The sequence below is a fragment of the Streptomyces sp. NBC_01546 genome, from assembly GCF_045208355.1.
Lineage (GTDB): Bacteria > Actinomycetota > Actinomycetes > Streptomycetales > Streptomycetaceae > Streptomyces.
This window is the reverse complement of the sequence record NZ_CP109379.1, coordinates 889,166-911,836: the sequence shown is the minus strand read 5'-3', so window position 1 is coordinate 911,836 and position 22,671 is coordinate 889,166. Positions and strand designations below refer to the sequence as shown.

At 73.6% G+C, this 22,671-nt stretch carries 20 protein-coding genes; 12 read left to right on the top strand and 8 right to left on the bottom strand.

Features of this window, described 5'->3' with window-relative positions:
* Positions 1-8: 8 nt before the first annotated feature.
* The 3 genes from OHA89_RS04570 to OHA89_RS04560 are packed head-to-tail and all read left to right on the top strand — an operon-like array spanning position 9 to position 2,910.
* Entirely contained in the window at positions 9-1,010 is a 1,002-nt protein-coding gene (locus OHA89_RS04570) for an ABC transporter substrate-binding protein (protein WP_266613013.1), read from the top strand.
* Positions 1,007-2,080, top strand: coding sequence for a FecCD family ABC transporter permease (locus OHA89_RS04565; RefSeq protein WP_406365357.1), 1,074 nt, complete (start codon positions 1,007-1,009; stop codon positions 2,078-2,080). The genes OHA89_RS04570 and OHA89_RS04565 overlap by 4 nt, the downstream gene beginning before the upstream one ends.
* Positions 2,077-2,910: an ABC transporter ATP-binding protein gene (locus tag OHA89_RS04560; RefSeq protein WP_406365356.1), complete on the top strand. Its 834-nt coding sequence runs from the start codon at positions 2,077-2,079 to the stop codon at positions 2,908-2,910. The genes OHA89_RS04565 and OHA89_RS04560 overlap by 4 nt, the downstream gene beginning before the upstream one ends.
* Here OHA89_RS04560 and OHA89_RS04555 read toward each other — a convergent pair.
* Both OHA89_RS04555 and OHA89_RS04550 read right to left on the bottom strand, forming a co-directional pair.
* Positions 2,870-3,268 carry a VOC family protein gene (locus tag OHA89_RS04555; RefSeq protein ID WP_215144121.1) on the bottom strand — a complete coding sequence of 133 codons (399 nt, stop codon included), beginning with the start codon at positions 3,266-3,268 and terminating at the stop codon, positions 2,870-2,872. The two genes, OHA89_RS04560 and OHA89_RS04555, sit on opposite strands and share 41 nt — an antisense overlap.
* 138 nt (positions 3,269-3,406) lie before the next feature.
* On the bottom strand, positions 3,407-5,032 hold the full coding sequence (locus tag OHA89_RS04550) for a N,N-dimethylformamidase beta subunit family domain-containing protein (protein ID WP_406365355.1): 1,626 nt from the start codon (positions 5,030-5,032) through the stop codon (positions 3,407-3,409).
* A gap of 126 nt (positions 5,033-5,158) precedes the next feature.
* Between OHA89_RS04550 and OHA89_RS04545 the strand changes: the two genes are divergently transcribed.
* Positions 5,159-6,052, top strand: a complete 894-nt coding sequence (locus OHA89_RS04545; protein WP_266613008.1) for an SCO6745 family protein — start codon at positions 5,159-5,161, stop codon at positions 6,050-6,052.
* 21 nt (positions 6,053-6,073) lie between these two features.
* Here OHA89_RS04545 and OHA89_RS04540 read toward each other — a convergent pair whose 3' ends face one another.
* Genes OHA89_RS04540 through OHA89_RS04530 form a run of 3 tightly spaced genes read right to left on the bottom strand, consistent with a single transcriptional unit; the run spans position 6,074 to position 9,188 of the window.
* Positions 6,074-6,913: a sugar phosphate isomerase/epimerase family protein gene (locus tag OHA89_RS04540; protein WP_406365354.1), complete on the bottom strand. Its 840-nt coding sequence runs from the start codon at positions 6,911-6,913 to the stop codon at positions 6,074-6,076.
* On the bottom strand, positions 6,910-8,067 hold the full coding sequence (locus tag OHA89_RS04535; RefSeq protein WP_406365352.1) for a dihydrodipicolinate synthase family protein: 1,158 nt from the start codon (positions 8,065-8,067) through the stop codon (positions 6,910-6,912). Before OHA89_RS04535 ends, OHA89_RS04540 begins: the two co-directional genes overlap by 4 nt.
* Positions 8,064-9,188: a Gfo/Idh/MocA family protein gene (locus tag OHA89_RS04530; RefSeq protein ID WP_406368388.1), complete on the bottom strand. Its 1,125-nt coding sequence runs from the start codon at positions 9,186-9,188 to the stop codon at positions 8,064-8,066. The genes OHA89_RS04535 and OHA89_RS04530 overlap by 4 nt, the downstream gene beginning before the upstream one ends.
* A 198-nt stretch (positions 9,189-9,386) precedes the next feature.
* On the opposite strand from OHA89_RS04530, the gene OHA89_RS04525 reads away from it, so the two are divergent.
* Together OHA89_RS04525 and OHA89_RS04520 are read left to right on the top strand one after the other, a co-directional pair.
* Entirely contained in the window at positions 9,387-10,463 is a 1,077-nt protein-coding gene (locus OHA89_RS04525; RefSeq protein ID WP_266613000.1) for a LacI family DNA-binding transcriptional regulator, read from the top strand.
* Complete coding sequence (locus OHA89_RS04520; RefSeq protein WP_266612999.1) at positions 10,460-11,251, top strand: sugar phosphate isomerase/epimerase; 792 nt, start codon at positions 10,460-10,462, stop codon at positions 11,249-11,251. The genes OHA89_RS04525 and OHA89_RS04520 overlap by 4 nt, the downstream gene beginning before the upstream one ends.
* 126 nt (positions 11,252-11,377) lie before the next feature.
* On the opposite strand, the gene OHA89_RS04515 is transcribed toward OHA89_RS04520, so the two are convergent.
* Positions 11,378-12,502 (bottom strand): substrate-binding domain-containing protein, encoded by a 1,125-nt coding sequence (locus OHA89_RS04515; protein WP_406365350.1) that lies wholly within the window; start codon positions 12,500-12,502, stop codon positions 11,378-11,380.
* 167 nt (positions 12,503-12,669) lie between these two features.
* Between OHA89_RS04515 and OHA89_RS04510 the strand changes: the two genes are divergently transcribed.
* The 3 genes from OHA89_RS04510 to OHA89_RS04500 all read left to right on the top strand — a co-directional run bounded on the left by OHA89_RS04510 (position 12,670) and on the right by OHA89_RS04500 (position 16,466).
* Positions 12,670-14,466, top strand: a complete 1,797-nt coding sequence (locus tag OHA89_RS04510; RefSeq protein ID WP_406365348.1) for a glycoside hydrolase family 35 protein — start codon at positions 12,670-12,672, stop codon at positions 14,464-14,466.
* An 87-nt stretch (positions 14,467-14,553) separates the two neighbouring features.
* On the top strand, positions 14,554-15,504 hold the full coding sequence (locus OHA89_RS04505; RefSeq protein ID WP_215144267.1) for an aldo/keto reductase: 951 nt from the start codon (positions 14,554-14,556) through the stop codon (positions 15,502-15,504).
* 5 nt (positions 15,505-15,509) lie between these two features.
* Positions 15,510-16,466, top strand: a complete 957-nt coding sequence (locus tag OHA89_RS04500) for a D-2-hydroxyacid dehydrogenase family protein (protein WP_406368386.1) — start codon at positions 15,510-15,512, stop codon at positions 16,464-16,466.
* A 23-nt stretch (positions 16,467-16,489) separates the two neighbouring features.
* Here the strand turns inward: OHA89_RS04500 and OHA89_RS04495 are convergent, their stop codons facing one another.
* Together OHA89_RS04495 and OHA89_RS04490 are read right to left on the bottom strand one after the other, a co-directional pair.
* Positions 16,490-17,353, bottom strand: coding sequence for an ABC transporter permease (locus OHA89_RS04495; RefSeq protein WP_257552886.1), 864 nt, complete (start codon positions 17,351-17,353; stop codon positions 16,490-16,492).
* Positions 17,350-20,088, bottom strand: coding sequence for an alpha/beta fold hydrolase (locus OHA89_RS04490; protein WP_406365345.1), 2,739 nt, complete (start codon positions 20,086-20,088; stop codon positions 17,350-17,352). The genes OHA89_RS04495 and OHA89_RS04490 overlap by 4 nt, the downstream gene beginning before the upstream one ends.
* Before the next feature lie 162 nt (positions 20,089-20,250).
* Between OHA89_RS04490 and OHA89_RS04485 the strand changes: the two genes are divergently transcribed.
* The 3 genes from OHA89_RS04485 (at position 20,251) to OHA89_RS04475 (ending at position 22,664) form a co-directional block, all read left to right on the top strand.
* Positions 20,251-21,786, top strand: coding sequence for an ATP-dependent DNA ligase (locus OHA89_RS04485; protein ID WP_406365343.1), 1,536 nt, complete (start codon positions 20,251-20,253; stop codon positions 21,784-21,786).
* An 82-nt stretch (positions 21,787-21,868) separates the two neighbouring features.
* Complete coding sequence (locus tag OHA89_RS04480; RefSeq protein WP_406365341.1) at positions 21,869-22,492, top strand: helix-turn-helix domain-containing protein; 624 nt, start codon at positions 21,869-21,871, stop codon at positions 22,490-22,492.
* Between the two features lie 16 nt (positions 22,493-22,508).
* A complete protein-coding gene (locus OHA89_RS04475; RefSeq protein WP_257552883.1) occupies positions 22,509-22,664 on the top strand; it encodes a DUF6126 family protein in 156 nt (51 codons plus the stop codon).
* Positions 22,665-22,671: the final 7 nt, after the last annotated feature.

The window sequence follows — 22,671 nt, the reverse complement described above, 5'->3', positions numbered from 1 at the left end:
GCTCTGCCATGTCGCGTTCCCGCGCTCGCGCCGTCCTGCGCGCAATCACCCCCCTCGCGTTCCTGATACCCCTGGCCGCCTGCGCCGGTTCGCCCGCCGAACGGCAGGCCAAGGCCGCGGGATCGTCCGCCGAAGCGCCCGGGTTCCCGTACACCGTCACCAACTGCGGTCTCAGCAGCACCTACCAGACCCCGCCGCAGCGTGCCGTGACCATGAACCAGCACGCCACCGAGGTGCTGCTCGCCCTCGGCCTGGAGGACCGGATCGCCGGTTCCGCCTACCTCGACGACGCCGTGCTCCCCGCCTACCGGCCCGCCTACGACAAGATCAAGGTGCTGGCCAAGGAGTACCCCTCCAAGGAGATCCTGCTCGGCGCGAACCCCGACTTCGTCTACGGGGGCTACTCCAGTGCCTTCGACAAGGGGCAGGGCCGCGACCGCGAAGGTCTGGCCAAAACCGGTGTCAACACCCGGCTCAACGTGGAGAACTGCGCCGGGGGCCCGGTCGGCCTCGACCAGCTCAAGACCGAGATCACCGAGGTGGCGCGGACCTTCGGCGTGCCCGAGCGCGGCGCGAAGCTCATCGAGGACGAGCAGCGCCGCATCGACACCGTGACCGCCCGGGTGAAGGACAAACCGCGGCCGTCCGTCTTCGTCTACGACTCCGGCGAGGCCTCCGCCTTCACCGCCGGGGGCGACGGCATCGGCAACCAGATCGTCTCCCTCTCCGGCGGGACGAACGTCTTCGCCGACCTCAAGGACACCTTCGGCGACGTGTCGTGGGAGAAGGTCATCGAGCGCAAGCCCGAGGTCGTCCTCATCTACGACTACGGCAGCACCACCGTCGAGTCCAAGAAGCAGCGCCTGTTGAACGACCCGGCCCTCGCCGAGGTTCCCGCGATCAAGAACCGGCGGTTCGTCGTACTGCCGCTCTCCTCGGCCGTCCTCGGGGTGCGCGTCGCCGACGCCGTCGAGTCCCTGGGCCGCGAGCTGCACCCCGACGCAGCGTGAGGCGCCGCCGGACCCCGGCCGTCCTCGTCCTCCTCGCCGCCCTGCTGGCGGCGTCCGCCGTGGCCGGGCTGGCCCTGGGGCCGGTACGGATCGCCCCCGGCCAGGTCCTCGACATCGTGCTCGGCGGCCTGACGGGCGAGCGGCGCACCGGGGCGTTCGCCTCCATCGTGTGGGACGTCCGGACGCCGAGGGTGCTCCTCGGGGCCGTCGTCGGCGCCGGGCTCGCCGTGGCGGGCACCGTGCTCCAGGCCCTCGTACGCAATCAGCTCGCGGATCCCTTCCTGCTGGGGGCGTCGTCCGGGGCCTCGGCGGGAGCCGTCCTCGTGATCGTCTTCGGCGCGGGCGCGGGCGCGGGCGCGGGCGCCGGTGCCGGTGCCGGTGCCGCGGGTGTCGCGGGCGGGCTCGGCGTGCCGTTCGCCGCGTTCGCCGGGTCGCTGGGCGCGCTCGTCGCCGTCTACGCCATGGCCCGGCGCGGGGGAGCCATGACCACCGGCCGGCTGATCCTCGCCGGCGTCGCCGTCCAGTACATCCTGTCCGCGCTCACCAGCCTCGTCCTGGTGCTCGCCGCGCACCCCGACCAGGTCCGCTCCGTCCTCTTCTGGACGCTCGGCGGCCTCGGCGGGGCCCGCTGGGACGAACTGGCCCTGCCCGCCGTCGCACTGCTCGCCGGCACGGCGCTGCTCATCGCCCTCGCGCGGCCGCTCGACCTCCTCCTCGCGGGGGAGGAGGGCGCACACACCCTCGGCCTGGACACCGGACGCTTCCGGGCCGCCGTCTTCGTCCTCACCTCCCTCGTCGTCGGCGTACTCGTCGCCTACAGCGGGGCGATCGGCTTCGTCGGGCTGATGATCCCGCACGCCGCCCGGATGGTCGTCGGCGCCGGGCACCGGGCGCTGCTGCCGGTGGCCGCGCTGGGCGGGGCGGTGTTCCTGACGCTGGCCGACCTGGTCGCCCGTACGGCCGCGGCGCCCGAGGAGATCCCGGTCGGCGTGGTCACCGCCCTCGTCGGCGGGCCGTTCTTCCTGTGGATGCTGCGCCGCTCCACCCGCACCGAGGGGATGACCGGATGACCGTGATCGCGGCCCAGGCGCTGGAACTCGCCGTCGAGGGCGTGCGTTACGAGACAGAAGGGCACACGCTGCTGCACGGTGTCGACCTCACCGCCCGCCCCGGCGAGACGGTCGGCGTGGTCGGCCCCAACGGCAGCGGCAAGACCACCCTGCTGCGCTGTGTGTACGGCACCCTGCGGCCCACCGCCGGCCGGGTCCTGCTGGACGGCGCCGACGCGGGCGCGCTCACGGTCAAGGACCGGGCGCGGCGCGTGGCGGTCGTCCCGCAGGACGCGAGCGGCACCTTCGGGCTGACCGTTCGCGAGGTCGTCGCCATGGGGCGCAGTCCGCACAAGCGGTTCTGGGAGCAGGACGGTCCGGACGACGTCCGGCGGGTGGCCGAGGCCTTGGAGACCGTCGGCGCGGGCGCCTTCGCCGCGCGCCGCTTCGACGAGCTATCCGGCGGCGAACGCCAGCGCGCCCTGGTGGCCCGCGCCCTCGTCCAGGACCCCGGCCTGCTCGCCCTCGACGAGCCGACCAACCATCTGGACATCGGCTACCAGCTGGAGATCCTCGGCCTGGTCCGCGCCCTGCCCGCCACCGGGCTGCTGGTCCTGCACGACCTCAACCTCGCCGCCGCCTTCTGCGACCGGCTGTACGTGCTCGACGGCGGCCGCGTGGTGGCCTCAGGCCCGCCGGCCGGGGTACTCACCGAGGAGCTGCTGGCCGAGGTGTACGGGGTGCGCACCCGCATCGGGGTCCACCCGGACACGGGCGCACCGAACATCGTCTACCTTCACTCGGCCGGGGCTACGCGGCCCCGTCCTCCTGGTACCCGTACGGGCGGGTGATGATCTCCATCCCGTGCCCGGCCGGGTCCGTGAAGTAGACGCCGCGGCCCCCGTCGTTGTGGTTGATCTCGCCGGGGTGCTTTCCGTGCGGGTCGGCGTAGTACGCGACCCCCGCCGACCGGATCTTCTCGAAGGCCGCGTCGAACTCCTCCTCGGAGAGGAGGAACGCGTAGTGCTGCGGGGTGATGGACCCGGCCGGGATGGTCGCGAAGTCAAGGGTGACGCCGTTGGCGGTCTCGACCGGGATGAAGGGGCCCCACTCGGTCCCGACCCGGAGGCCGAGGACGTGCGCCAGGAACTCGGCGGACTCCCGGTTGTCACGGGAGTGGATGATCGTGTGGTTCAGTGCGACTGACATGGGTGAATGCCTCCGAAAGGCACTTCGCGGCTACCTCCATGCCTCACCCAGCCGGTGACCGACACGCGATGCCGCGATCACGATCCTAAACACCGCTTCCGGGTGAAGTCCACCGGTTCAGGCCGATGGCCGCCGCCCTCACGCGCCCCCGTACACCGCCTTGAGGTTGTCCTGCGCCGGGTGCGTCCGGCCCGCCGGGCCCGCCGCGAACACCCGGAGCAGGTTCTCCGTCACCCGGGTGGTCAGCGCCCCGGACCGCGCGTCCAGGCCGTGGTTGGCGCCACTGCGGCCGTCGCCCGACGCGTCGAGGGCCTCCACCCAGCGCATCGTGCCGGTCGCGAAGACCCCTGCTCCGCTGGGCGCCGTGTAGTACGCCGTGTCCTGATGGCTGGGCCGGCCCTCGCAGACCACGGGGGAGTGGGCCAGGATCTCGATCGGCCGGGGCGTCGGGAAACCGGTGTCGACCTTGTCGTACTCCACCCCCACCAGGTGCTCGAACCGGTCGCCGGCCTTCGCGCCGGTTCCCTCGAACAGCCAGTGGCCGGGGTGGGTCACCACGTACGGGGCGTCCACCGGGTAGCCGTCGTAGATCACGCCCAGCAGCGAGCTCTCCGGATCCGCGCCGGGCGCCGAGCGGAAGTCCACCGTCGCGGGGTGGCCGCGCTTGAACCCGGGGTCCTGGTCGTAGGCGGACTTGTAACAGACGAGCGTGCGGTCCGGCCCCAGGTCCGAGGCCTCCAGCCGGATCCGGCGGAAACAGCAGTTCGCGCCGAGGATCGCGATGTTGGTGCCCGCGTCGCGGGCGGCCGTGAAGTGCGCCCGCTGGTCGGGCGACCAGTACTCGTCGTGCCCGAGGGAGAGCACCGCCGAGGCCCCTTCGAGCAGCCGCTTCTCCCGGGCCACGTCGGTGGTCGTCGTGTACGCGAGGGGTATGCCGAGCCGCTCGGCGAGCGCGATCAGCGGGGCCTCGTAGACCAGGAACAAGCCCGCGCCGTCGTCGTACTCGTACGGCCGGTCGAAGGACACCGAGAGGGAGCGCGTCGCATAGCCGCCGCCCGGTCCGTCGTAACTGCCGTAGCCGCCCCACCGGTTGTAGGCCTGCCAGGTCGCCACCGCGTTGACCACGACCGTACGGCCGGCCGTCGCCGCCGAGCGGACGGTGACCGGCACGAACCGCTGGCCTTCGCCGCCCTGCGCGTCGAGCCGCAGCAGGTAGCAGCCCTCGGGCCAGTCCTTGGTGTCGACGGTGGTGGTACGGGCCCACCGGGTGCGGACCATCCGGGTTCCGGAGTCCACCGTGTGCTCGGGCTGCCGCACCCCGGGCAGGGCCTCGGAGCGCCACACCAGGCGGGCCCGGGCTCCGCCGTACCAGCCCATCCGGTAGGCGGAGACGGTGAACCGGGGCGCGGTGGTGGACACGTACAGACCGAAGGACTCCCCGGGCAGGACGCTGACCCGGTCCGCGAAGCCCTCGATGGCGCGGGCCGCTCCGGCCTTGGTCACCGGCCAGTCGGCGTTGCCCGGACGGGCGTTCTCGGCCTTGACGTCGAAGCCCGCCGGCCCCGGCGACGGCTTCCCGCTCGCCGCCCGTGACCCGCCGGCCGCCGCGTCACCGCCCGGCCCGTCCGCCCCGCCGTCCCCGCTCGCGCAGCCGGCCACGGCCACGGCCCCGAGCCCGGCCGCCGTGGCCGCCCCCGTCGCGATCGCGAGGAACCGCCGCCTGCCTGCGCCTTCGCCATCCCCGGATATGTGCTCCTGATCCATGGAGGGCACGTTATGTCACCCTTCCGCCCCCACTCCCACCGCCCCGCCCGGCCCCGTACCGCCCGTCGGCGTCTAGGCTGACGCCCCTGCCCTGCCACGCCTCAACCGACCCTGGGGGAAAGCGATATGACGTACGACGCCGTACACGACCTGGGTGCCGTCCGGCAGCTGTGGCAGCTGCTGGAACCCGTCCACGCGATCGTCTACTTCGCTCCCGAGTGCTACGAGGAGGCCGCGGCCCTCGGCTACCCCACGGACGAGCGGTGGCCGATGTACTTCGCCTTCCGGGCCGCCCCGCTCGGGCCGGCCGAAGCAGAGCTCGTCAGCGCCCTCTTCTACTCCTTCAGCCCGCGCATGGTGCAGCGGTACGTCGACCGTGCCTGGCACACCGCCCCGGCGGACCGGGTACTCGAGGCCCGCGCCACCGCGGCCCGGCGCGCCCTCGACACCCTGCTGGGCGAGCGCACGGCCTCCCCGGACCTGGCCGAGGCGGCGCGCCTGGCCCGCCGCGCCGCGCAGGCCGCCGCCACGGCGGGCCGCCCGCTGGCCGCCGCCAACGCGTCCCTGCCCTGGCCCGAGGCGCCGCACTCCGTGCTCTGGCACGCCGCCACGATCCTGCGCGAACACCGGGGCGACGGCCACCTCGCCGCCCTACAGGCCCACCACCTCGATCCCGTCGAGTCCCTGGTCCTGCACTCCGGCGCCGGAGCCGCCCCGGCCGAGGCGTTCGAGAACCGCCAGTGGACGGCGGACGAGTGGAGCGCCGCCCGCGGCCGTCTCGCCGCCCAGGGCCTGCTGGCCGAGGACGGCACGGCCACCCCGGCGGGACTGGCACTGCGCACCGCGGTCGAGAAGCTCACCGACCAGCTCGCCGCCGCCCCGTGGGCCGCGCTGAGCCCGCAGGAGGTGGCCCGGCTCGCCGAGCTGCTCCTCCCGCCGGTCCTCGACATCGTCGGAGCCGGGCTCCTCCCGGCCCAGGGCACCCTGGGCATCGGGATGAAGTACGACTACGAGAACTGACGCACCCCGCCGCACCACCCTTCAGTCCACGTGCTCGTGGTAGCGGTCGATCACCTCCCGCAGCACCTCCGTGCCGTCCCGGGCCCACAGGCCCGGGCTGAATATCTCCACCTCCACCGGACCCCGATAACCGGCCGCGTCGGCCAGCCGTCGGAAGCCCCGCAGGTCGATGGAGCCGTCGCCCAGCTGCCCGCGCCCCAGCAGCACGCCTTCGGGGAGCGGAGTCACCCAGTCGGCCACCTGGACGGACACGATGCGCCCGCCCTCGCCCGCCCGGAGCAGATCGGCCGGCAGCCGCTCGTCCCACCACAGGTGGTAGGAGTCGGCCACCACCCCCACCTGCTCCGCCGGGAACGGCTCGGCGAGGTCCAGCGCCTGGCCGAGGGTGGAGACCACGCAGCGGTCCGAGGCGAACATCGGATGCAGCGGCTCTATCCCCAGCCGTACCCCGTGCGCGGCGGCCCACGGAGCCAGCTCGCCGAGTATCCCGGCGATCCGCCCGCGCGCCCCCACCAGGTCCCGGTCGCCTCCGGGCAGCCCGCCCGAGACCAGGACCAGCGTGTCCGCGCCCAGTTCGGCCGCCTCCTCCACGGCCCGCCGGTTGTCGTCGAGCGCGGCCGCCCGACCGGCCGGGTCGGCGGCGGTGAAGAAGCCGCCGCGGCAGAGCGAGCTGACGCGCAGCCCCGCACCGGCGACCAGCTTCGCCGTCTCCCGCACCCCGAACGCCCGGACCGGATCGCGCCACAGCCCGACCGCGCCCACCCCCGCCGCCGCGCACCCGGCGACCAGCTCGGGCAGCGACCACTGACGGATCGTCTCCTGGTTGAGGCTGAACCGCGGCGGCGCCGGTGCCGGCTTCACGACGCCATCCCGTGCATCGCGAGCAGGCCGCGCATCCGGTCCTCGGCACGCTCGGGATCCGGGAACAGTCCCAGCCCGTCGGCCAGTTCGTACGCGGTCGCCAGATGGAGCAGGGGCCGCGCCGTCTCCAGCCCGCCGACCATCCTGAACTGCTCCTGGTACCCGGCCAGCCAGGCCAGCAGGACCACCCCGGTCTTGTAGAAGCGGGTCGGCGGGGCGAAGAGGTGTCTGGACAGGGGGACCGTCGGATCCAGCAGCTCCCGGAAGCCCGCGGCGTCCTCCCGGTCGAGGGCGAGCGCCGCCCGCGCGGCTATCGGGGCGATCGGATCGAAGATGCCCAGCAGCGCGTCGCTGGCCAGCTCCCCATCACCCGCTATCAGTTCGGGGTAGTGGTAGTCGTCGCCCGTGTAGCAGCGCACCCCGGCCGGCAGCCGCCGCCGGATGTCCACCTCCCGCTCCGCGTCCAGCAGCGAGACCTTGATCCCGTCCACCTTCTCCGGACAGTCGGCGATGATCTTCAGAAAGACCTCCGTGGCCGCGTCGAGGTCGTGGTGCCCCCAGTACCCGGCCAGTGCCGGGTCGAACATCGGCCCCAGCCAGTGGAGTACGACCGGCCGTGCGCTCTGCCGGAGCAGGCCTCCGTACACCTCCAGGTAGTCCTCGGGGCCGCGAGCCGCGCCGGCCAGCGCCCGCGAGGCCATCAGTACCGCGCCCGCCCCGCAGGACTCGACGTGCACGAGCTGTTCCTCGTACGCGGTGGTGATCGCCGTCAGTGAGTGCGCCTCATCCGGGGCGAGTTGGTCGGTGCCCGCCCCGCAGACGATCCGGCCGCCCACGCCCCTGGCCTCCGCCGCCGAGCGCCGGATCAGCTCCGCGGCGGTGGGCCAGTCCAGGCCCATTCCGCGCTGCGCCGTGTCCATCGCCTCGGCGACCCCGAGACCCTGCTCCCACAGCCGGTGGCGGAAGGCCAGTGTCGCCTCCCAGTCGACCGCGGGCTCTGCCGCGCCCTGCGGGGTCCGCGGATCGGCGACCACGTGCGCGGCCGAGTAGAACCTCCGGCTGTGGGCCGGGCCGCAGCTGAGCGGGGCGAAGGGATCGGTGTTCGGCCGGTGCAGGCGGTACCCGCCGTCCGCCGAGGGGAGCCGGATGCTCACAGGGTCACCTCCGGCACCGGCAGCCGCCGGCCCTCGGCCGAGGACCGCAGGCCGAGCTCGGCGAGCTGTACTCCGCGCGCCCCGGCCAGCAGATCCCACTGCCATGGTTCGTCGAGGACGACATGGCGCAGGAAGAGCTCCCACTGGGCCTTGAAGCCGTTGTCGGCGGGGGTGTTGTCCGGCACCTCCTGCCACTGGGAGCGGAACGCCTCGGTCTGCGGCAGATCCGGGTTCCACACGGGCTTCGGGGTCGCCCCGCGGTGCTGGATGCGGCAGTTCCGCAGCCCGGCGACGGCCGACCCGTGCGTACCGTCCACCTGGAACTCCACCAGCTCCTCGCGGTGCACCCGCACCGCCCACGAGGAGTTGATCTGGGCGACCGGGCCGCCCTCCAGTTCGAAGATCCCGTACGCGGCGTCATCGGCCGTGGCCTCGTACGGCTTGCCCTCCTCGTCCCATCTGCGGTCTATGTGTGTCCGGGTCAGGGCCTGCACCGTGCGGACGCGGCCGAACAGCTCGTGCAGCAGGTACTCCCAGTGCGGGAACATGTCGGCGACGATGCCCCCGCCGTCCTGCGCGCGGTAGTTCCACGAGGGCCGCTGGGCGGGCTGCCAGTCCCCCTCGAACACCCAGTACCCGAACTCCCCGCGCACGGAGAGGACCTGGCCGAAGAAGCCGCCCTCGATCAGCCGCCTCAGCCTCAGCAGCCCGGGCAGGAACAGCTTGTCCTGCACCACGCCGTGCTTGATCCCGGCGGCCGCGGCCAGCCGCGCCAGCTCGAGCGAGGACGTGAAGGTCATGGCGGTCGGCTTCTCGCAGTACACGTGCTTGCCGGCCGCCACGGCCTGCCGGATGGCCGTCTCACGGGCGCTGGTCACCTGGGCGTCGAAGTAGATCTCGACCTCCGGATCGGCCAGCACCGCCTCCAGGTCGGTGCTGACGTGTTCCAGGCCGTGCCGTTCGGCGATCTCCCGCAGGGCCGGCTCCCGGCGCCCCACGAGCACCGGCTCCGGCCACAGCACCGTGCCGTCTCCCAGTGGAAGTCCGCCCTGCTCACGCAGGGCGAGCAGCGACCTGACCAGGTGTTGGCGGTACCCCATGCGCCCGGTCACGCCGTTCATGGCGATCTTGATGGTCCTGCGGTCCACGGTGTCCTCCCCGTTCGATAGAAAGCGCTTTCACTTCGATCAGGCTAGGGCCGCGATCACCGCCAGTGCAAGACTCTTACGAGTGATAGAAAGCGCTTACTGAATCTGGGAGTATGGAGATCCACACACCGAATGAGACGATGACCGGAACAGGAGAAGGGGAGGTGCGCCATGGCGGTGACCCTGGCCGAGGTCGCGGTGCGCGCGGGGGTGTCGCCCGCCACGGTCTCGCGCGTGCTCAACGGCGGATATCCGGTGGCCGGCGGCACCCGGACCCGGGTGGAGCAGGCCGTCGAAGAGCTCGGCTACATCGCCAACGGGCCCGCCCGCGCGCTGGCGGCCGCCACCTCCGACCTGGTCGGCGTCCTCGTCCACGACGTCGCGGACAGCTTCTTCGGGATCCTCGCCGGGTCCCTGCAGAGCGCCCTCGCGCCCACCGGCCGGGGGGAGGCCCGCCGCCTCGCGGTCGTCTGCAACACCGAGGGGGACCCCGCGGCCGAACTGGCCTACCTCGCCCTGCTGGAGGGCCAGCGGGCCGGCGGAGTCGTCCTCACCGGAGGCGCCCCCGAAGACCCCGGGCACACCGCGGCACTCGCCGCCCGCGTCGCCCGGCTGGCCGCGACCGGCGCGCCCGTGGTCCTGTGCGGACGCCCCCCGCTGCCCCTGCCCGCCGAACTGCCCGTCGCCACCGTCACGTTCGACGACCACGGCGGCGCCTTCCGCCTCGCCGAGCACCTGCTTGCTCTCGGACACCGGCGCATCGCCTCCATCGCCGGCCCGCCCGGTCTGAGCACCACCCGAGAGCGGCTCGCCGGTCACCGGGCCGCCCTGCGGCGGCACGACCCCCGCCTCGCCGAGGCCTGCGCCGAACTCACCGTGCACGCGGCTTTCACTCGCTCTGCGGGCTACGACGCCACCCGCGAACTGCTGCGCCGCGGAGCCCCCTTCACCACGGTCGCCGCGGCCAACGACACAGTCGCCACCGGAGTCGCCGCCGCCCTGCGCGAGGCCGGGCTGCGGATTCCCGAGGACGTCTCCGTCGCCGGCTTCGACGACCTGCCGTTCTGCGCGGACACCGCCCCGGCCCTCACCACCGTCCGGGTCCCCCTGCGCGAGGCGGGCGCACTCGCCGCCCAGCTGGTCACCGGCCGCCGACCGCTGCCCCCGGGCGGGATCACCACCCTGCCCACCGAGCTGATGGTGCGCGCCTCCACCGGACCTGCCCCGGCCGAAAGGAGCCGCCCGTGAAGTACGCCATCTCCACGCTCGGCCTCCCCGGAACGCCCCTCGAGCGCAGTGCCGCCCTCGCTGCCGACCACGGGTACGACGGCCTGGAACTGCGTGCCCACCCCGAGGAGCCCCTGCACCCGGGCAGCCCGGCAGCCGAACGCGCCGCCGGACGGCGGACCCTCACCGCCGCCGGGGTCGCCGTCCTCGGAGTCGCGGGCTACGCCAAGGTGGCCGCGGCCGGTGCCGACGAGCCGGTCCTCGCCGAACTGCGAGCGCTGGTCCGGCTCGCCGCCGACCTCGAAGCCCCCTGCGTACGGGTCTTCCCGGGCGGCCGGGACCTGCCCGAGGCGACCGCCGACGCCAACGCCGTGCGCAGACTGCGCGCAGCGGCGCCCTTCGCCGAGCGGCACGGTGTGCGGATCCTGCTGGAGACCCACGACTCCCACCGCACCGGGGCCGCCGCCGCCCGGGTCCTGGACCAGGTCGCGCATCCGGCTGCGGGCGCGCTGTGGGACGTACTGCACACCTGGCTCGGAGGCGAGTCCCCCGAGCGGTCGCGGCAGGCCCTGGCCGCACACCTCGGCTACATACAGGTGAAGGACGTGGTCTCGGCGCACGAGCTCACCCCGCTCGGGCTCGGCGCCGGAGTACTGCCGCTGGCCGGAGCGGTGGCCGCCGCGCCGGCCGGCGGCTGGCTCTGCTGGGAGTACGAGAAACGCTGGTACCCCGAGGCGGCCGAGCTGCCCGGTCAGCTCGCCCGAGGGCGGGAGCACCTGGCGAAACTGGTGGCGGGCAGCGCCCCGTGAGGTCAGGCCGAGCCGGTCAGTCGGGACCTCGACCAAGATCGAATGCGCAATCCGATCGAAGTAATCAGTTCGGAGCGTGAGCGGCTCCGCCCGGCTCCTCCGCCCGCCCGAGCCCCGCCGGTCCCCCTAGCGGCGGATGGTCAGCCGCGGCAGCAGTTCCAGGTGCTGCCGGGGGCCCTCCTCCGGACCCTCGCCCGACAGCCGGTCCAGCAGCAGGTCCGCCGCGCGGGTGCCCACCTCGCGCTTGGCCGGCGCCACCGCCGACAGCGGTACGTCGGCCATCCCGGCGACCTCGTCGTCGTACGTGATCACGGCCAGGTCCTCGGGCACCCGCACCCCCCGCGCCTGGAGCCGCGGGATCAGCATGATCGCGTCGGTGTCGCTGTGGATCAGGGCCGCGGTCACCCCGCCCGCGGACACCGCCTCGCACAGGTACTCCAGGGTCCGGGAGAACGCGTCCGCGTCCGAGAGCGGGCCCGGCCCGGCCGGCGGCCACGGCGGCGCGGGCTCCAGCCCGAGCGCGGCCACGGCAGCCTCGTACCCGGCCCGCAGCCGCGCCGTGGTGGGCGTGGTCCGGCTGGCCAGTGCGATCCGCCGGTGCCCCAGCCCCACGAGGTGCTGCACCGCCCGGGCCGCGCCGTGCGCGTGGTCGGAGGCCACCCGGTCCAGTGCCGCCGCCGGATGCCCCGGCGGCGCCCACCGCTCCACCAGGACGGTCGGAACCGGGAGTTCCATCGTCCAGGCCCCTTCCCCGGGCCCGGGCGACCCGGCCTCCCAGTTCGGGGTCAGCAGCAGCCCGTGCGCCCCGGTGGACAGCAGCCGGTCCGCCTGGGTCCGGTCCTCGCCCGGCAGGTACCGGGTCAGCCCCACCGTCAGCCGGGCGCCGCGGGCCTCCACGGCCGCGCGGGCCCCTCGTACGACATCGGCGTAGTAGTACTCGGTCGTGGGCACCACCATCCCGATCACGAGCCCCTCGCCGCCACCGGCCGAAGCTCCGTGACCGGCCCCGGCCGAGGACCCGGCTTCCCCCGTGCCCGCCCGGCCGGCCGCCGGGGCCGCGCCCGCCTCCACCCGGCTGATCACCCCGTGCATCCGCTGGATCTCGCCCCGCGCCGCCATCGCCTCGATGTCCCGCCGCAGGGTGACGGGGGAGATGCCCAGCTCCCGGGCCAGGTCCGCGACGCGCACACTGCCCCGCGCCCGGACGAGCGCGAGCACCTGCGCCTGACGCTGGTCTACGTGTGGTCTCAAGGTGTCCCCCTGCGCTCTGCCGTTCCGTCAGCTCCATCATAGGCAATCGAACCGATCGATTCGATCGATTCCGATCAAATTGTCATTGACGGCGTGGTCGGTGCGTTCATATATTCGGCGGCGTCCCGCACTTCACGGCATCACGACCCTCTTTCGGGAGTCAGCGCATGCTCACGCACGACCAGGACGGATTCCGGCGCGCAGAGCGCCCCCACCGCATCGTCTCGGGGGCCCTGCACTACTTCCGGGTCCATCCGGACCTGTGGGAGGACCGGCTGAAGCGGCTGCGCGCGATGGGCGCGAACACCGTGGACACCTACGTCCCCTGGAACTTCCACGAGACCGCGCCCGGCAAGGCCGATTTCACCGGCTGGCGCGACCTCGGCCGGTTCCTGCGCACCGCCCAGGACCTCGGCCTCGACGCCATCGTCCGGCCCGGCCCCTACATCTGCGCCGAGTGGGACTTCGGCGGCCTGCCCGCCCGCCTCCTCGCCGTCGACGGCCTCCACCTGCGCTGCTCCGACCCCCGGTTCGAGGCCGAGGTGGACGGCTGGTTCGACCTGGTCGTCCCCGAGCTGCTGCCCCTCCTCGCGAGCCGCGGCGGCCCGGTCGTCGCCGTGCAGATCGAGAACGAGTACGGCTCGTACGGCAACGACAGCCGCTACCGCGCCCACGTGGAGCAGGGCCTCGTAGAACGCGGCGTGGACTGCCTGCTGTTCACCGCCGACGGCCCCGAGGACGCCATGCTCCAAGGCGGCATGCTCCCCGGCCGGCTCGCCACCGCCACCTTCGGCGCCCGGCCCGCCGAGCGACTCGACGCCCTGCGCCGCTATCAGAAGACCGGCCCGCTCGCCGCGATGGAGTTCTGGATCGGCTGGTTCGACCACTGGGGCGAGGACCACCACGTCCGCGCCGTCGAAGACGCCGCCGCATCCCTCGACGAACTCCTCGCCACCGGCGCCTCCGTCAACCTCTACATGGCCCACGGCGGCACCAACTTCGGTTTCTGGGCCGGCGCCAACCACACCGGGTCGCGCCCCGGGGAGGCCGGCTACCAGCCCACCGTCACCAGCTACGACTACGACGCGCCCATCGGCGAAGCCGGTGAACTCACCCCCAAGTTCCACGCGTTCCGCGAGGTCATCGCCAAGTACGTACCGTTGCCCGACACGCCGCTGCCCGAGCCGCCGCCGCGGATCACCCCCGCCCTCGCCACCCCCGCGGGCACCGCGCCGCTGCTGACCGCCCTCGACCTGCTCGGCGGCCCGCCGGTGCTGCGCCCGGCTCCCGAGTCCATGGAACGCCTGGGCCAGAGCCACGGACTGATCCACTACCGGACCACCATCACCGGCCCGCGCCCCGTCATGCCCGTGAAGATCGACGGCCTCGGTGACCGCGCGTACGTCTTCGCCGACGGAGTGCCGCTGGGCGTCCTCGACCGCAACGCGCCCGACGAGGGACTGGACCTGCCCGTCGGCGAGGCCGACGTGGTTCTCGACGTCCTGGTCAGGGCGCAGGGCCGGGTCAACTACGGTCCGCTCCTGGACGACCGCAAGGGCATCTGGCGCGGCGTACGCCACGGCCACCAGCAGCTGTTCGAATGGGAGATCCGCCCGCTCCCGCTCACGGACCTCACCGGACTCGACTTCACCGCCGAAGGGTCCGCCGACGCCGACAAGGGCCGGCCCGTGTTCCACCGCTTCACCCACGGCCTCACCGGCGCACCGGCCGACGCCTTCCTCGACATGTCCGGCTGGGGGACCGGCCTGGTCTGGCTGAACGGCTTCCTCCTCGGTCACCACGACACCCCGCGCGGCCCGCAGCGCACCCTCTACGCCCCCGGCCCCCTGTGGAACACGGGCGAGAACGAGATCGTCGTCCTCGAACTCGAGCGCCCCGGCACCGAACTGCCGCTGCGCGACCAGCCCGACCTCGGCCGCCGTACCGTCGTCACGCTCCAGTGAGGGAGGGAGGATCTTCGCGTGACGGGCCTCTTCTAGACTGACCCGACGGCCGGTCAGGCATCGTACGAGTGCGGAGGCATGAAACGCATGCGCTATCTCTCCCTGGGCAGTTCGGGTCTACAGGTCTCCGCCGTCGGGCTCGGCTGCAACAATTTCGGCGGCCGCCTCGACGCCCAGGCCACCCGCGCCGTTGTCGACGCCGCGCTCGACGCGGGCATCACCCTCCTCGACACCGCCGACATCTACGGCGGCCTCGGCGGCTCCGAAAACCACCTCGGGCAGGCCCTCAAGGGCCGTCGGGACCAGGTCGTCCTCGCCACCAAGTTCGGCTACGCGGGCATGGACATGAAGTACGGGCCCGCCGCCGGGTCCCGCGGCGGCCGCGCGTACATCCGGCGGGCGGTCGAGGAGTCCCTGCGCCGCCTGCGCACCGACCACATCGACCTCTACCAGCTGCACAGCCCCGACCCGGCCACCCCGATCGCGGAGACCCTGGCCGCGCTCACCGAGCTCGTCGCCGAGGGCAAGGTCCGCTACATCGGCCACTCCAACCTCACCGGCTGGCAGCTCGCCGAAGCCGCCCACGTCGCCCGCGAGACGGGCGCGGCGTCCTTCGTCTCCGCACAGAACCAGTGGTCGCTGCTGGAGCGGTCGGCCGAGCGCGAGCTCGTCCCGGCGGCCCTGCACTACGGCGTCGGCGTGCTCCCGTACTTCCCGCTCGCCAACGGCCTGCTGACCGGCAAGATCCGCCGGGGCGCACCCGTCCCGGCCGGCTCCCGCCTCGAAGGCCGCGACTCCTACCTCACCGAGGAACGGCTCGACGTGGTCGAAGCACTGGCCGCCCTCGCCGAGAAGCACGACCGCAGCGTCCTCGAACTCGCCATCGGCTGGCTCGGCGCCCAGCCCGGCTGCGCGTCCGTCATCGCCGGAGCCACCTCCGCCGAACAGGTGCGCGCCAACGCGGCCGTCGCCGACCGCCCGCTGGACGCGGAGCTGCTCGCCGAGATCGACGCCGTGGCGCCGGGCGCCCCGGCGTGAAGGGCATGCTGCGCTGCGCGGTCCTCGACGACTACCAGGAGGCCGCGACCTCGCTCGCCGACTGGTCCCCGGTCGCGGACCGGGTGGAGGTGGTCACCTACGCCGACCACCTCTCCCAGGAGGACCGGCTCGCGGCGCGTCTGGCCGGCTTCGACATCGTCGTCACCCTGCGCGAGCGCCTGGCCTTCCCGGCCTCCCTGCTCGACCGGCTGCCCCGCCTCAAGCTGCTCGTCGCCAGCGGAATGCGCAATTCCGTGATCGACTACGCCGCCGCCGCGCGCAACGGGGTCACCGTCTGCGGTACCGGCAGTTCCTCGACCCCGCCCGTCGAGCTGACCTGGGCCCTGCTGCTGGGCCTGGCCCGCGGCCTCGTCCGGGAGAACAACGCCCTGCGCGCGTACGGCCCGTGGCAGAGCACGATCGGCGCGGACCTCCACGGCCGCCGACTGGGCCTCCTCGGGCTCGGCAAGATCGGCAGCCGAGTCGCCCGGGTCGGGCTCGCCTTCGGCATGGACGTGGTGGCCTGGAGCCAGAACCTCACCAAGGAGCGGGCCGCGGAGGTGGGCGTGGCCCTCGCCGCGTCCAAGGAGGAACTGCTGGCCGGCAGCGACTTCGTCTCCGTCCACCTCGCCCTCGGCGACCGCACCCGAGGCCTGATCGGCGCTGCCGAGCTGGCGCTGATGAAGCAGAGCGCCTACCTGGTCAACACCTCCCGGGCGGCCATCGTCGACCAGGACGCGCTCATCGAGGCCCTGCGGGAAGGCCGCATCGCGGGCGCGGCCCTCGACGTCTTCGACACCGAGCCGCTGCCCGGTGACCATCCCCTGCGCACCGCCCCGAGGCTCCTGGCGACCCCGCACCTCGGCTATGTCACACGGGCCAACTACGCCACGTACTACGGCGAAGCCGTCGAGGACATCGCTGCCTTCCTCGACGGCTCACCCGTACGCGTCCTGCCCTAGTGCTGTGACCGGGGTTCTTCCGCTCAGGACGTGATGTCCTTGCGGGAGAACCCCCGGAAGGCGAGGGCGAACAGCACCAGCGCGTACGACACCGACACCGCCGCCCCCTTGATCATCCCGCCCCACTCCAGCTGCGGCTGCAAGGCGTCCGCCCACGCGAACTGCCAGTGCGCCGGCAGGAACTCGCGCCACGACCCGAGCGCGGTGACCGCGTCCAGCACGTTCCCGACGATCGTCAGCCCGACCGCACCGCCCACCGCGCCCAACGGCGCGTCCGTCCGTGTCGACAGCCAGAACGCCAGACCCGCCGTCACCAGCTGCGACACGAAGACGAAGGCGACCGCCAGCGCGAGCCGCGGCACGGTGTCCCCGGCGGCCAGCGCACCGCCCGTCGGGAGCTTCAGCGGCCCCCAGCCGTACGCGGCCGTGCCCGCCGCCAGCGCCACCACCGGCAGCAGCACCATCGCCGCCAGGCTGAAGCCGAGCGCCACCACCAGCTTGCTCCACAGCAGCCGCGCCCGCGGCACCGGCGAGGCCAGCAGATAGCGCAGCGAGGACCAGCTCGCCTCCGAGGCCACCGTGTCCCCGCAGAACAGCGCCACCGGCACCACCAGCAGGAAGCCCGCCGAGACGAACAGGCAGGTCGCCGCGAAGTTCGCGCCCGAGGCCGTCGCCGTGTCGATCAGCGTGATCCGGCCGTTGCCGCCACCGGGGCCGTCCGGTCCGCCGCCCACCGCGAACGCGATGAGCATGATGAACGGCAGCGCGGCCAGCACCCCGAACATCACCAGCGTCCGCCGCCTGCGCCACTGCCGCAGGGCCTCCACGCGCAGCGGCAGCGTACGGCCGGCCTGGTAGCCCGGGGCCACCTCCTGTACGGCGCTCATGCCGAACCTCCGATCAGGGTGAGGAACGCGTCCTCCAGTCGCCGGTGCGGTCCGACTGCGCTCACCGGCACCTCCAGCCGTACGAGTTCGGCGATCAGCCCGGCGGCCGTCGCGCCGTCGAGCCGTACGAGGAGCCCGTCATCGGCGGCCACCACGGAACCCACTCCCTCCAGCGTCGCGACCTTCTCGACGACCATCTCGTCCACCGGCCCGGCCAGTGTCACCAGCAGGGTGTCCCCGCCGCCGGTGATCTCAGCGACCTCTCCCGCCCGCACCAGCCTGCCGCGGTCCATGACCACCAGGTGCGTACAGGACTGCTCCACCTCCGACAGCAGGTGGCTGGAGACGATGACCGTCCGTCCGCCCGCCGCGTAGCGGATCATCACGTCCCGCATCTCCCGGATCTGCGGTGGGTCCAGACCGTTCGTCGGCTCGTCGAGGATCAGCAGGTCCGGCATCCCGAGCATGGCCTGGGCGATCGCGAGCCGCTGCCGCATGCCCTGCGAGTACGTGCGCACCGCGCGCTCCAGCGCGTCGCCGAGCCCGGCGATCTCCAGGGCCTCCGCCATGTGGGCGTCCTCGGCCGGGCGGCCGGTGGCCTGCCAGTACAGCTCCAGGTTCGCGCGGCCCGTCAGATGCGGCAGGAACCCCGCGCCCTCCACGAAGGCCCCGACCCGCGACAGCACCGGCGCCCCGGCCCGCACCGCGTGCCCGAACACCCGGATCTCCCCGGCGTCCGGCGAGATCAGCCCCATGAGCATCCGCAGGGTGGTGGTCTTCCCGGCCCCATTGGGCCCGAGCAGTCCCAGCACCTGCCCCTTCTCCACCCGGAACGACAGGTCCCGCACCGCGTACCGGTCCTCTGCCTTCGCGTACCGCTTCGTCAGTCCGGTGATCTCCAGCGGTACGCCGGCCAGCGCGGCCTCCGGCTGCGGTACGCCGCCCCGCGCGCCCGCGGGCCCCCGGCCGGTCCTCCGGATTCCCAGCAACGCCGCGGCCAGCGCCGCCGCGCCCAGCGGCAGCCCCCACGTCCAGGCTGGCAGCCCGGCCGAGGCGGTCCGTACCCCTGCGGCCACGGGGACGGCCAGGGGGCCCTGAGCCGAGACCGTGTAGGTGGCCGGCGCGGCCGGGGTCGCATAGCCCAGGTCGGTCGCGGCGACCACCAGCCGCAGCCGGTGCCCGGCCTCGACGGCGTGGTCGATCGCGGGCAGCCGCAGCTCGACGGCCGTCTCCTGCTGCGCGTTCTCCACCCGCACTGGGGCGACCAGCTGACTCGGCAGCACCTGCTGGCGGCCGTCCGGGCTGACGTCGTACACCTTGCCGAACAGCACGGCCGAGCCGTCCGCAGCCGTCGACCTCACCTTCAGGGTGATGGCCGGCGCCCCGGTGATCCGTACCTCCTCGGTCAGCGGCTGCGATTCGAAGCGGGCGTTCTGCCCCGGGAAGTCCAAGGAGAGCCCGGCTCCGAAGGCCGCGAGCTGCCCGCCGATGCCCGGCAGGGAGGACAGCGCGGGAGGGGCGCCGCCCGCCGGATTGGCGAAGCTCTGCTCGCGCCCGGTCAGGGCGAACTCCTTCGGGTCCGAAGCGAGCCCGGGGTACCGCTCGCCGCTCGCGCCGCGCAGCTGCACCTGGCCGTCCGTCGAGTCGATGCCGCCGGAGCGCGAGACGCGGAATGCCGGGCCGGTGTCCGTGTTTCCGTCGGCCCCGCCGCCCTTGAGGTAGTGGTCGAACCAGGCCGCGACCCGCGCCCCGGTCCGGTCGGCCTCGCGCACGCCGCCGTCGTGTCCGCCGGCCGCCCAGTCCACGGAGACGGGCGCGCCGTTCGCCGCGATGGCCTTGGCCATGGCATCGGCCTGGTCCAGCGGGAAGAGGGAGTCGTCCTGGCCCTGCACGATGAGGGTCGGCACCTTGATCCGGGCGCCGACGGCCGACGGGCTGCGCTGCTCCAGCAGCGCCCGGGCCTCGGGGTCGGGCTTCCCGGCCACCGCGACCCGCTCGTACATCGCGCAGAGCTCGGGCTGGAAGCGCCCGCAGCCGGGGGCGGCGAGCGGATCGGGTGCCTGCGGGCCCTGCTGCGAGGGCTGCATGCCGCCCGAGGAGCCGGTGGTGAAGAAGATGCCGGCCCAGAGCTTCTTGAAGACCCCGTTCGGGAAGAGGGAGTCGGCCAGGTTCCAGTAGGTGATCTGCGGGGCGATCGCGTCCACGCGCCGGTCGTATCCGGCGGCGAGCAGCGAGACCGCCCCGCCGTAGGAGGCGCCGGCCACGCCGACGCGCGGGTCGCCGTCCGCGTCGAGCCGCACCTCGGGCCGGGTGGCGAGCCAGTCGATGAGCCGGGAGACGTCCTTGACCTCGTACTCGGGGTCGTTCAGCCCGATCCGGCCGCCGGAGCGGCCGAAGCCGCGCGCCGACCAGGTCAGGACGGCGTACCCGTCACGCGCCAACTGCTCGGCGTGGGCGCGCACATCCTCCTTGCTGCCGCCGAAACCGTGGCCGAGGAGCACAGCGGGACGTTTCTTCCCCTCGCCCGAGCTCTTGCCCGAGCCGTCGCCCGCGGTGAAGTACGAGGTGTCGATCGGGGCGCCGGGCATGTCCACCACGCGGTCCTCGCGGTGCACGGCGGGAGTGTCGCCGGCCGAGGCCGACACGAGCCACGGCCCGGCTCCCGCGACGACGGCGAGCGCGGCGGCGCCGGCGAAGAGGCGGACCCGGCGGCGCCTGGGCAGTCGGAGCTTCATACGGGAACCCTAAGCGCCAGGTGCCCCGCGCCCGAGCGTCCCCAGGGGGATGTCCCGCCCTTCCGCAGGAGTACACCGGCGGCCCCGTGTACCGCGCCTGCGGTATGCGGGGCGGCCGGATCCCGACCTGCGGGGCGCGCCGCCCGGCGGGAGGATGGCCGCATGCTGCTGGCCGAGGTCGCGCGCGTGTCCCGGGAGGTCGCCGACACCTCCGCCCGGTCCCGGAAGACCGCCCTGCTCGCGGAACTGTTCGCCGCCGCGCCCCCGGAGGAGGCCGCGCTGGTGATCTCTTACCTCGCCGGACGCCTCCCGCAGGGCCGGCCGGGCATCGGCTGGCGCGCCCTCGGACAGGAAGTGGAACCCGCGCCGGAGCCGACCCTGACCGTCCGGGCCGTGGACGCCGCGGTGACCGAGCTGGCGGCCGTCGCGGGCGCGGGATCGCAGGCCGGGCGCCGCCGGATTCTGGACGGCCTGCTGGGCGCGGCCACCTGGACCGAGCAGCGGTTCCTGCGCAGCCTGTTGTCCGGGGAGGTGCGCCAGGGCGCACTCGACGCGGTGGCCCTGGAGGGCGTGGCCGCGGCCGCCGGAGTACCGGCCGCCGACCTGCGCCGGGCGGTGATGCTGGACGGCTCGCTGCCCCGGGTCGCGGCGGCCGTCCTGGCCGGGGGCGCACCTGCGCTCGGCGGCTTCACCCTGCGTGTCGGGCAGCCCGTACAGCCCATGCTGGCGAGCACCGCGAAGTCGGTCGCCGAGGCCCTGGCCGCGCTGGGGCCCTGCGCGGTGGAGGAGAAGCTCGACGGGATCCGGGTCCAGGTCCACCGGGAGGGCGACGAGGTACGGGTGTACACGCGCTCCCTGGACGAGATCACGGACCGGCTGCCGGAGGTGGCCGAGCTGGCCCGGTCGCTGCCGGGGGAGCGGTTCATCCTCGACGGAGAGGTCATCGGCCGGGCCGCCGACGGCCGCCCGGTCCCCTTCCAGGAGATCGCGAGCCGGGTCGGCTCCCGAGTCGACGTCGAGGCCGCCCGGCGGACGCTCCCCGTGGTCCCGTACTTCTTCGACGTGCTGGCCGCCGGACAGGACGTCCTGCTCGACCTCCCGGTCCGCGAGCGGTACGAGACCCTCGCCGCGCTCGTTCCGGAAAGGGCCCGGGTCCGCCGTCTCGTGGTCGAGGACCCGCAGGCACAGGCGGCGGAGGCGGAGGAGTTCTGGGCCGAGACCCTGCGCCGCGGCCACGAGGGAGTGATGGCCAAGAGCCTCGACTCCGCCTACGCGGCGGGCCGGCGCGGCAAGAACTGGCTCAAGGTGAAGCCGGTGCACACCCTGGACCTGGTCGTTCTCGCCGCCGAATGGGGCCACGGGCGGCGCACCGGGCTGCTGTCCAACCTGCACCTCGGGGCGCGCGCCGCCGACGGGACGTACGCCATGCTCGGCAAGACCTTCAAGGGGCTCACCGACGAGATGCTGCGCTGGCAGACGCGGGCGCTGGGCGCGCTCGCCACCTCGGACGACGGCTTCACCGTGCGGGTGCGGCCCGAACTGGTGGTGGAGATCGCCTACGACGGCTTGCAGCGCTCCTCCCGCTACCCGGCCGGGGTCGCGCTGCGCTTCGCGCGGGTGCTCAGGCACCGTCCGGACAAGAGCGCGGACCAGGCGGACACGGTGGAGACGGTGCTCGAAGGCGGCAGCGGCGGGTGATTCTTCTTCAGCGGGCCGTGGTGGTTTTGCCTCAGAGGCAAGACGGATTGCCAGGGAGGCAAGTCTCTGGCTCAATCGAGGCATGAACCCCGGTCCTGCCCCCGAGGAAGGGGGCGACGAGCTGCCGGCCGTGGCCCCGCAACTGCGCGACCTGCGCGGCCGCGCCGGACTCACCCTGGAAGCCGCCGCCGCGCGGGCCAGACTCTCGCCCGCCCACCTGTCCCGCCTGGAGACCGGCCGGCGCCAGCCCTCGCTGCCGCTGCTGCTCGCACTCGCCCGGACCTACGGTACGACCGTCTCCGAGCTGCTCGGCGAGACCCCGGCCGTCGCCGATCCCATCGTACGGGCAGGCGGTCCGGGTGCCCGCGAGGCCGACGGATGGACGTACTGGCAGGCGGGCGGTTCCGGGCGCGGGATGCAGGCCCTGCGCGTGCACGTACCCCAGGGCCGCGGCCCGGGCGAGCTGGTCCGCGTACATCCCGGGGAGGAGTGGCTGTACGTGCTGGGCGGCCGGCTGCGGCTGCACCTGGGGGAGGCCGAGTACCTCCTGGATCCCGGGGACAGCGCGCACTTCGACTCGCTGACCCCGCACCGGATCACGGGGGCCGACCCCGGGGGAGCGGACCTGCTGTTCGTCCACACCCTGCTGCAGAGCAGCGTCGCCGGGCTGTGCCTGGGCGGCGCCACCACCACACACCACCGATAGCCGAGGAGCCGTACCCATGTCACAGGCAGAGAAGCCCGTCTCCGTGCGGACGCGCCTCGAGAGCAAGTTCCCCCGCGGTCTGGTGATCCGGCTGATCGCCTACTTGTTCGTGGGCCACCTCTTCGCCTTCTTCGTCTACCTCCTCTTCGTCCTGGGCGCCGAGAACCAGTGACGCCGAC

What these genes read in the sequence shown, in the direction of transcription:
- OHA89_RS04530 (WP_406368388.1), bottom strand. Translation starts at nt 9,188, where the DNA reads ATGAACGGCGTGACCGGGCGCATGGGGTACCGCCAACACCTGGTCAGG.
- OHA89_RS04550 (WP_406365355.1), bottom strand. Translation starts at nt 5,032, where the DNA reads ATGGATCAGGAGCACATATCCGGGGATGGCGAAGGCGCAGGCAGGCGG.
- OHA89_RS04560 (WP_406365356.1), top strand. Translation starts at nt 2,077, where the DNA reads ATGACCGTGATCGCGGCCCAGGCGCTGGAACTCGCCGTCGAGGGCGTG.
- OHA89_RS04500 (WP_406368386.1), top strand. Translation starts at nt 15,510, where the DNA reads ATGCTGCGCTGCGCGGTCCTCGACGACTACCAGGAGGCCGCGACCTCG.
- OHA89_RS04525 (WP_266613000.1), top strand. Translation starts at nt 9,387, where the DNA reads ATGGCGGTGACCCTGGCCGAGGTCGCGGTGCGCGCGGGGGTGTCGCCC.
- OHA89_RS04485 (WP_406365343.1), top strand. Translation starts at nt 20,251, where the DNA reads ATGCTGCTGGCCGAGGTCGCGCGCGTGTCCCGGGAGGTCGCCGACACC.
- OHA89_RS04510 (WP_406365348.1), top strand. Translation starts at nt 12,670, where the DNA reads ATGCTCACGCACGACCAGGACGGATTCCGGCGCGCAGAGCGCCCCCAC.
- OHA89_RS04505 (WP_215144267.1), top strand. Translation starts at nt 14,554, where the DNA reads ATGCGCTATCTCTCCCTGGGCAGTTCGGGTCTACAGGTCTCCGCCGTC.
- OHA89_RS04480 (WP_406365341.1), top strand. Translation starts at nt 21,869, where the DNA reads ATGAACCCCGGTCCTGCCCCCGAGGAAGGGGGCGACGAGCTGCCGGCC.
- OHA89_RS04490 (WP_406365345.1), bottom strand. Translation starts at nt 20,088, where the DNA reads ATGAAGCTCCGACTGCCCAGGCGCCGCCGGGTCCGCCTCTTCGCCGGC.
- OHA89_RS04570 (WP_266613013.1), top strand. Translation starts at nt 9, where the DNA reads ATGTCGCGTTCCCGCGCTCGCGCCGTCCTGCGCGCAATCACCCCCCTC.
- OHA89_RS04475 (WP_257552883.1), top strand. Translation starts at nt 22,509, where the DNA reads ATGTCACAGGCAGAGAAGCCCGTCTCCGTGCGGACGCGCCTCGAGAGC.
- OHA89_RS04495 (WP_257552886.1), bottom strand. Translation starts at nt 17,353, where the DNA reads ATGAGCGCCGTACAGGAGGTGGCCCCGGGCTACCAGGCCGGCCGTACG.
- OHA89_RS04555 (WP_215144121.1), bottom strand. Translation starts at nt 3,268, where the DNA reads ATGTCAGTCGCACTGAACCACACGATCATCCACTCCCGTGACAACCGG.
- OHA89_RS04545 (WP_266613008.1), top strand. Translation starts at nt 5,159, where the DNA reads ATGACGTACGACGCCGTACACGACCTGGGTGCCGTCCGGCAGCTGTGG.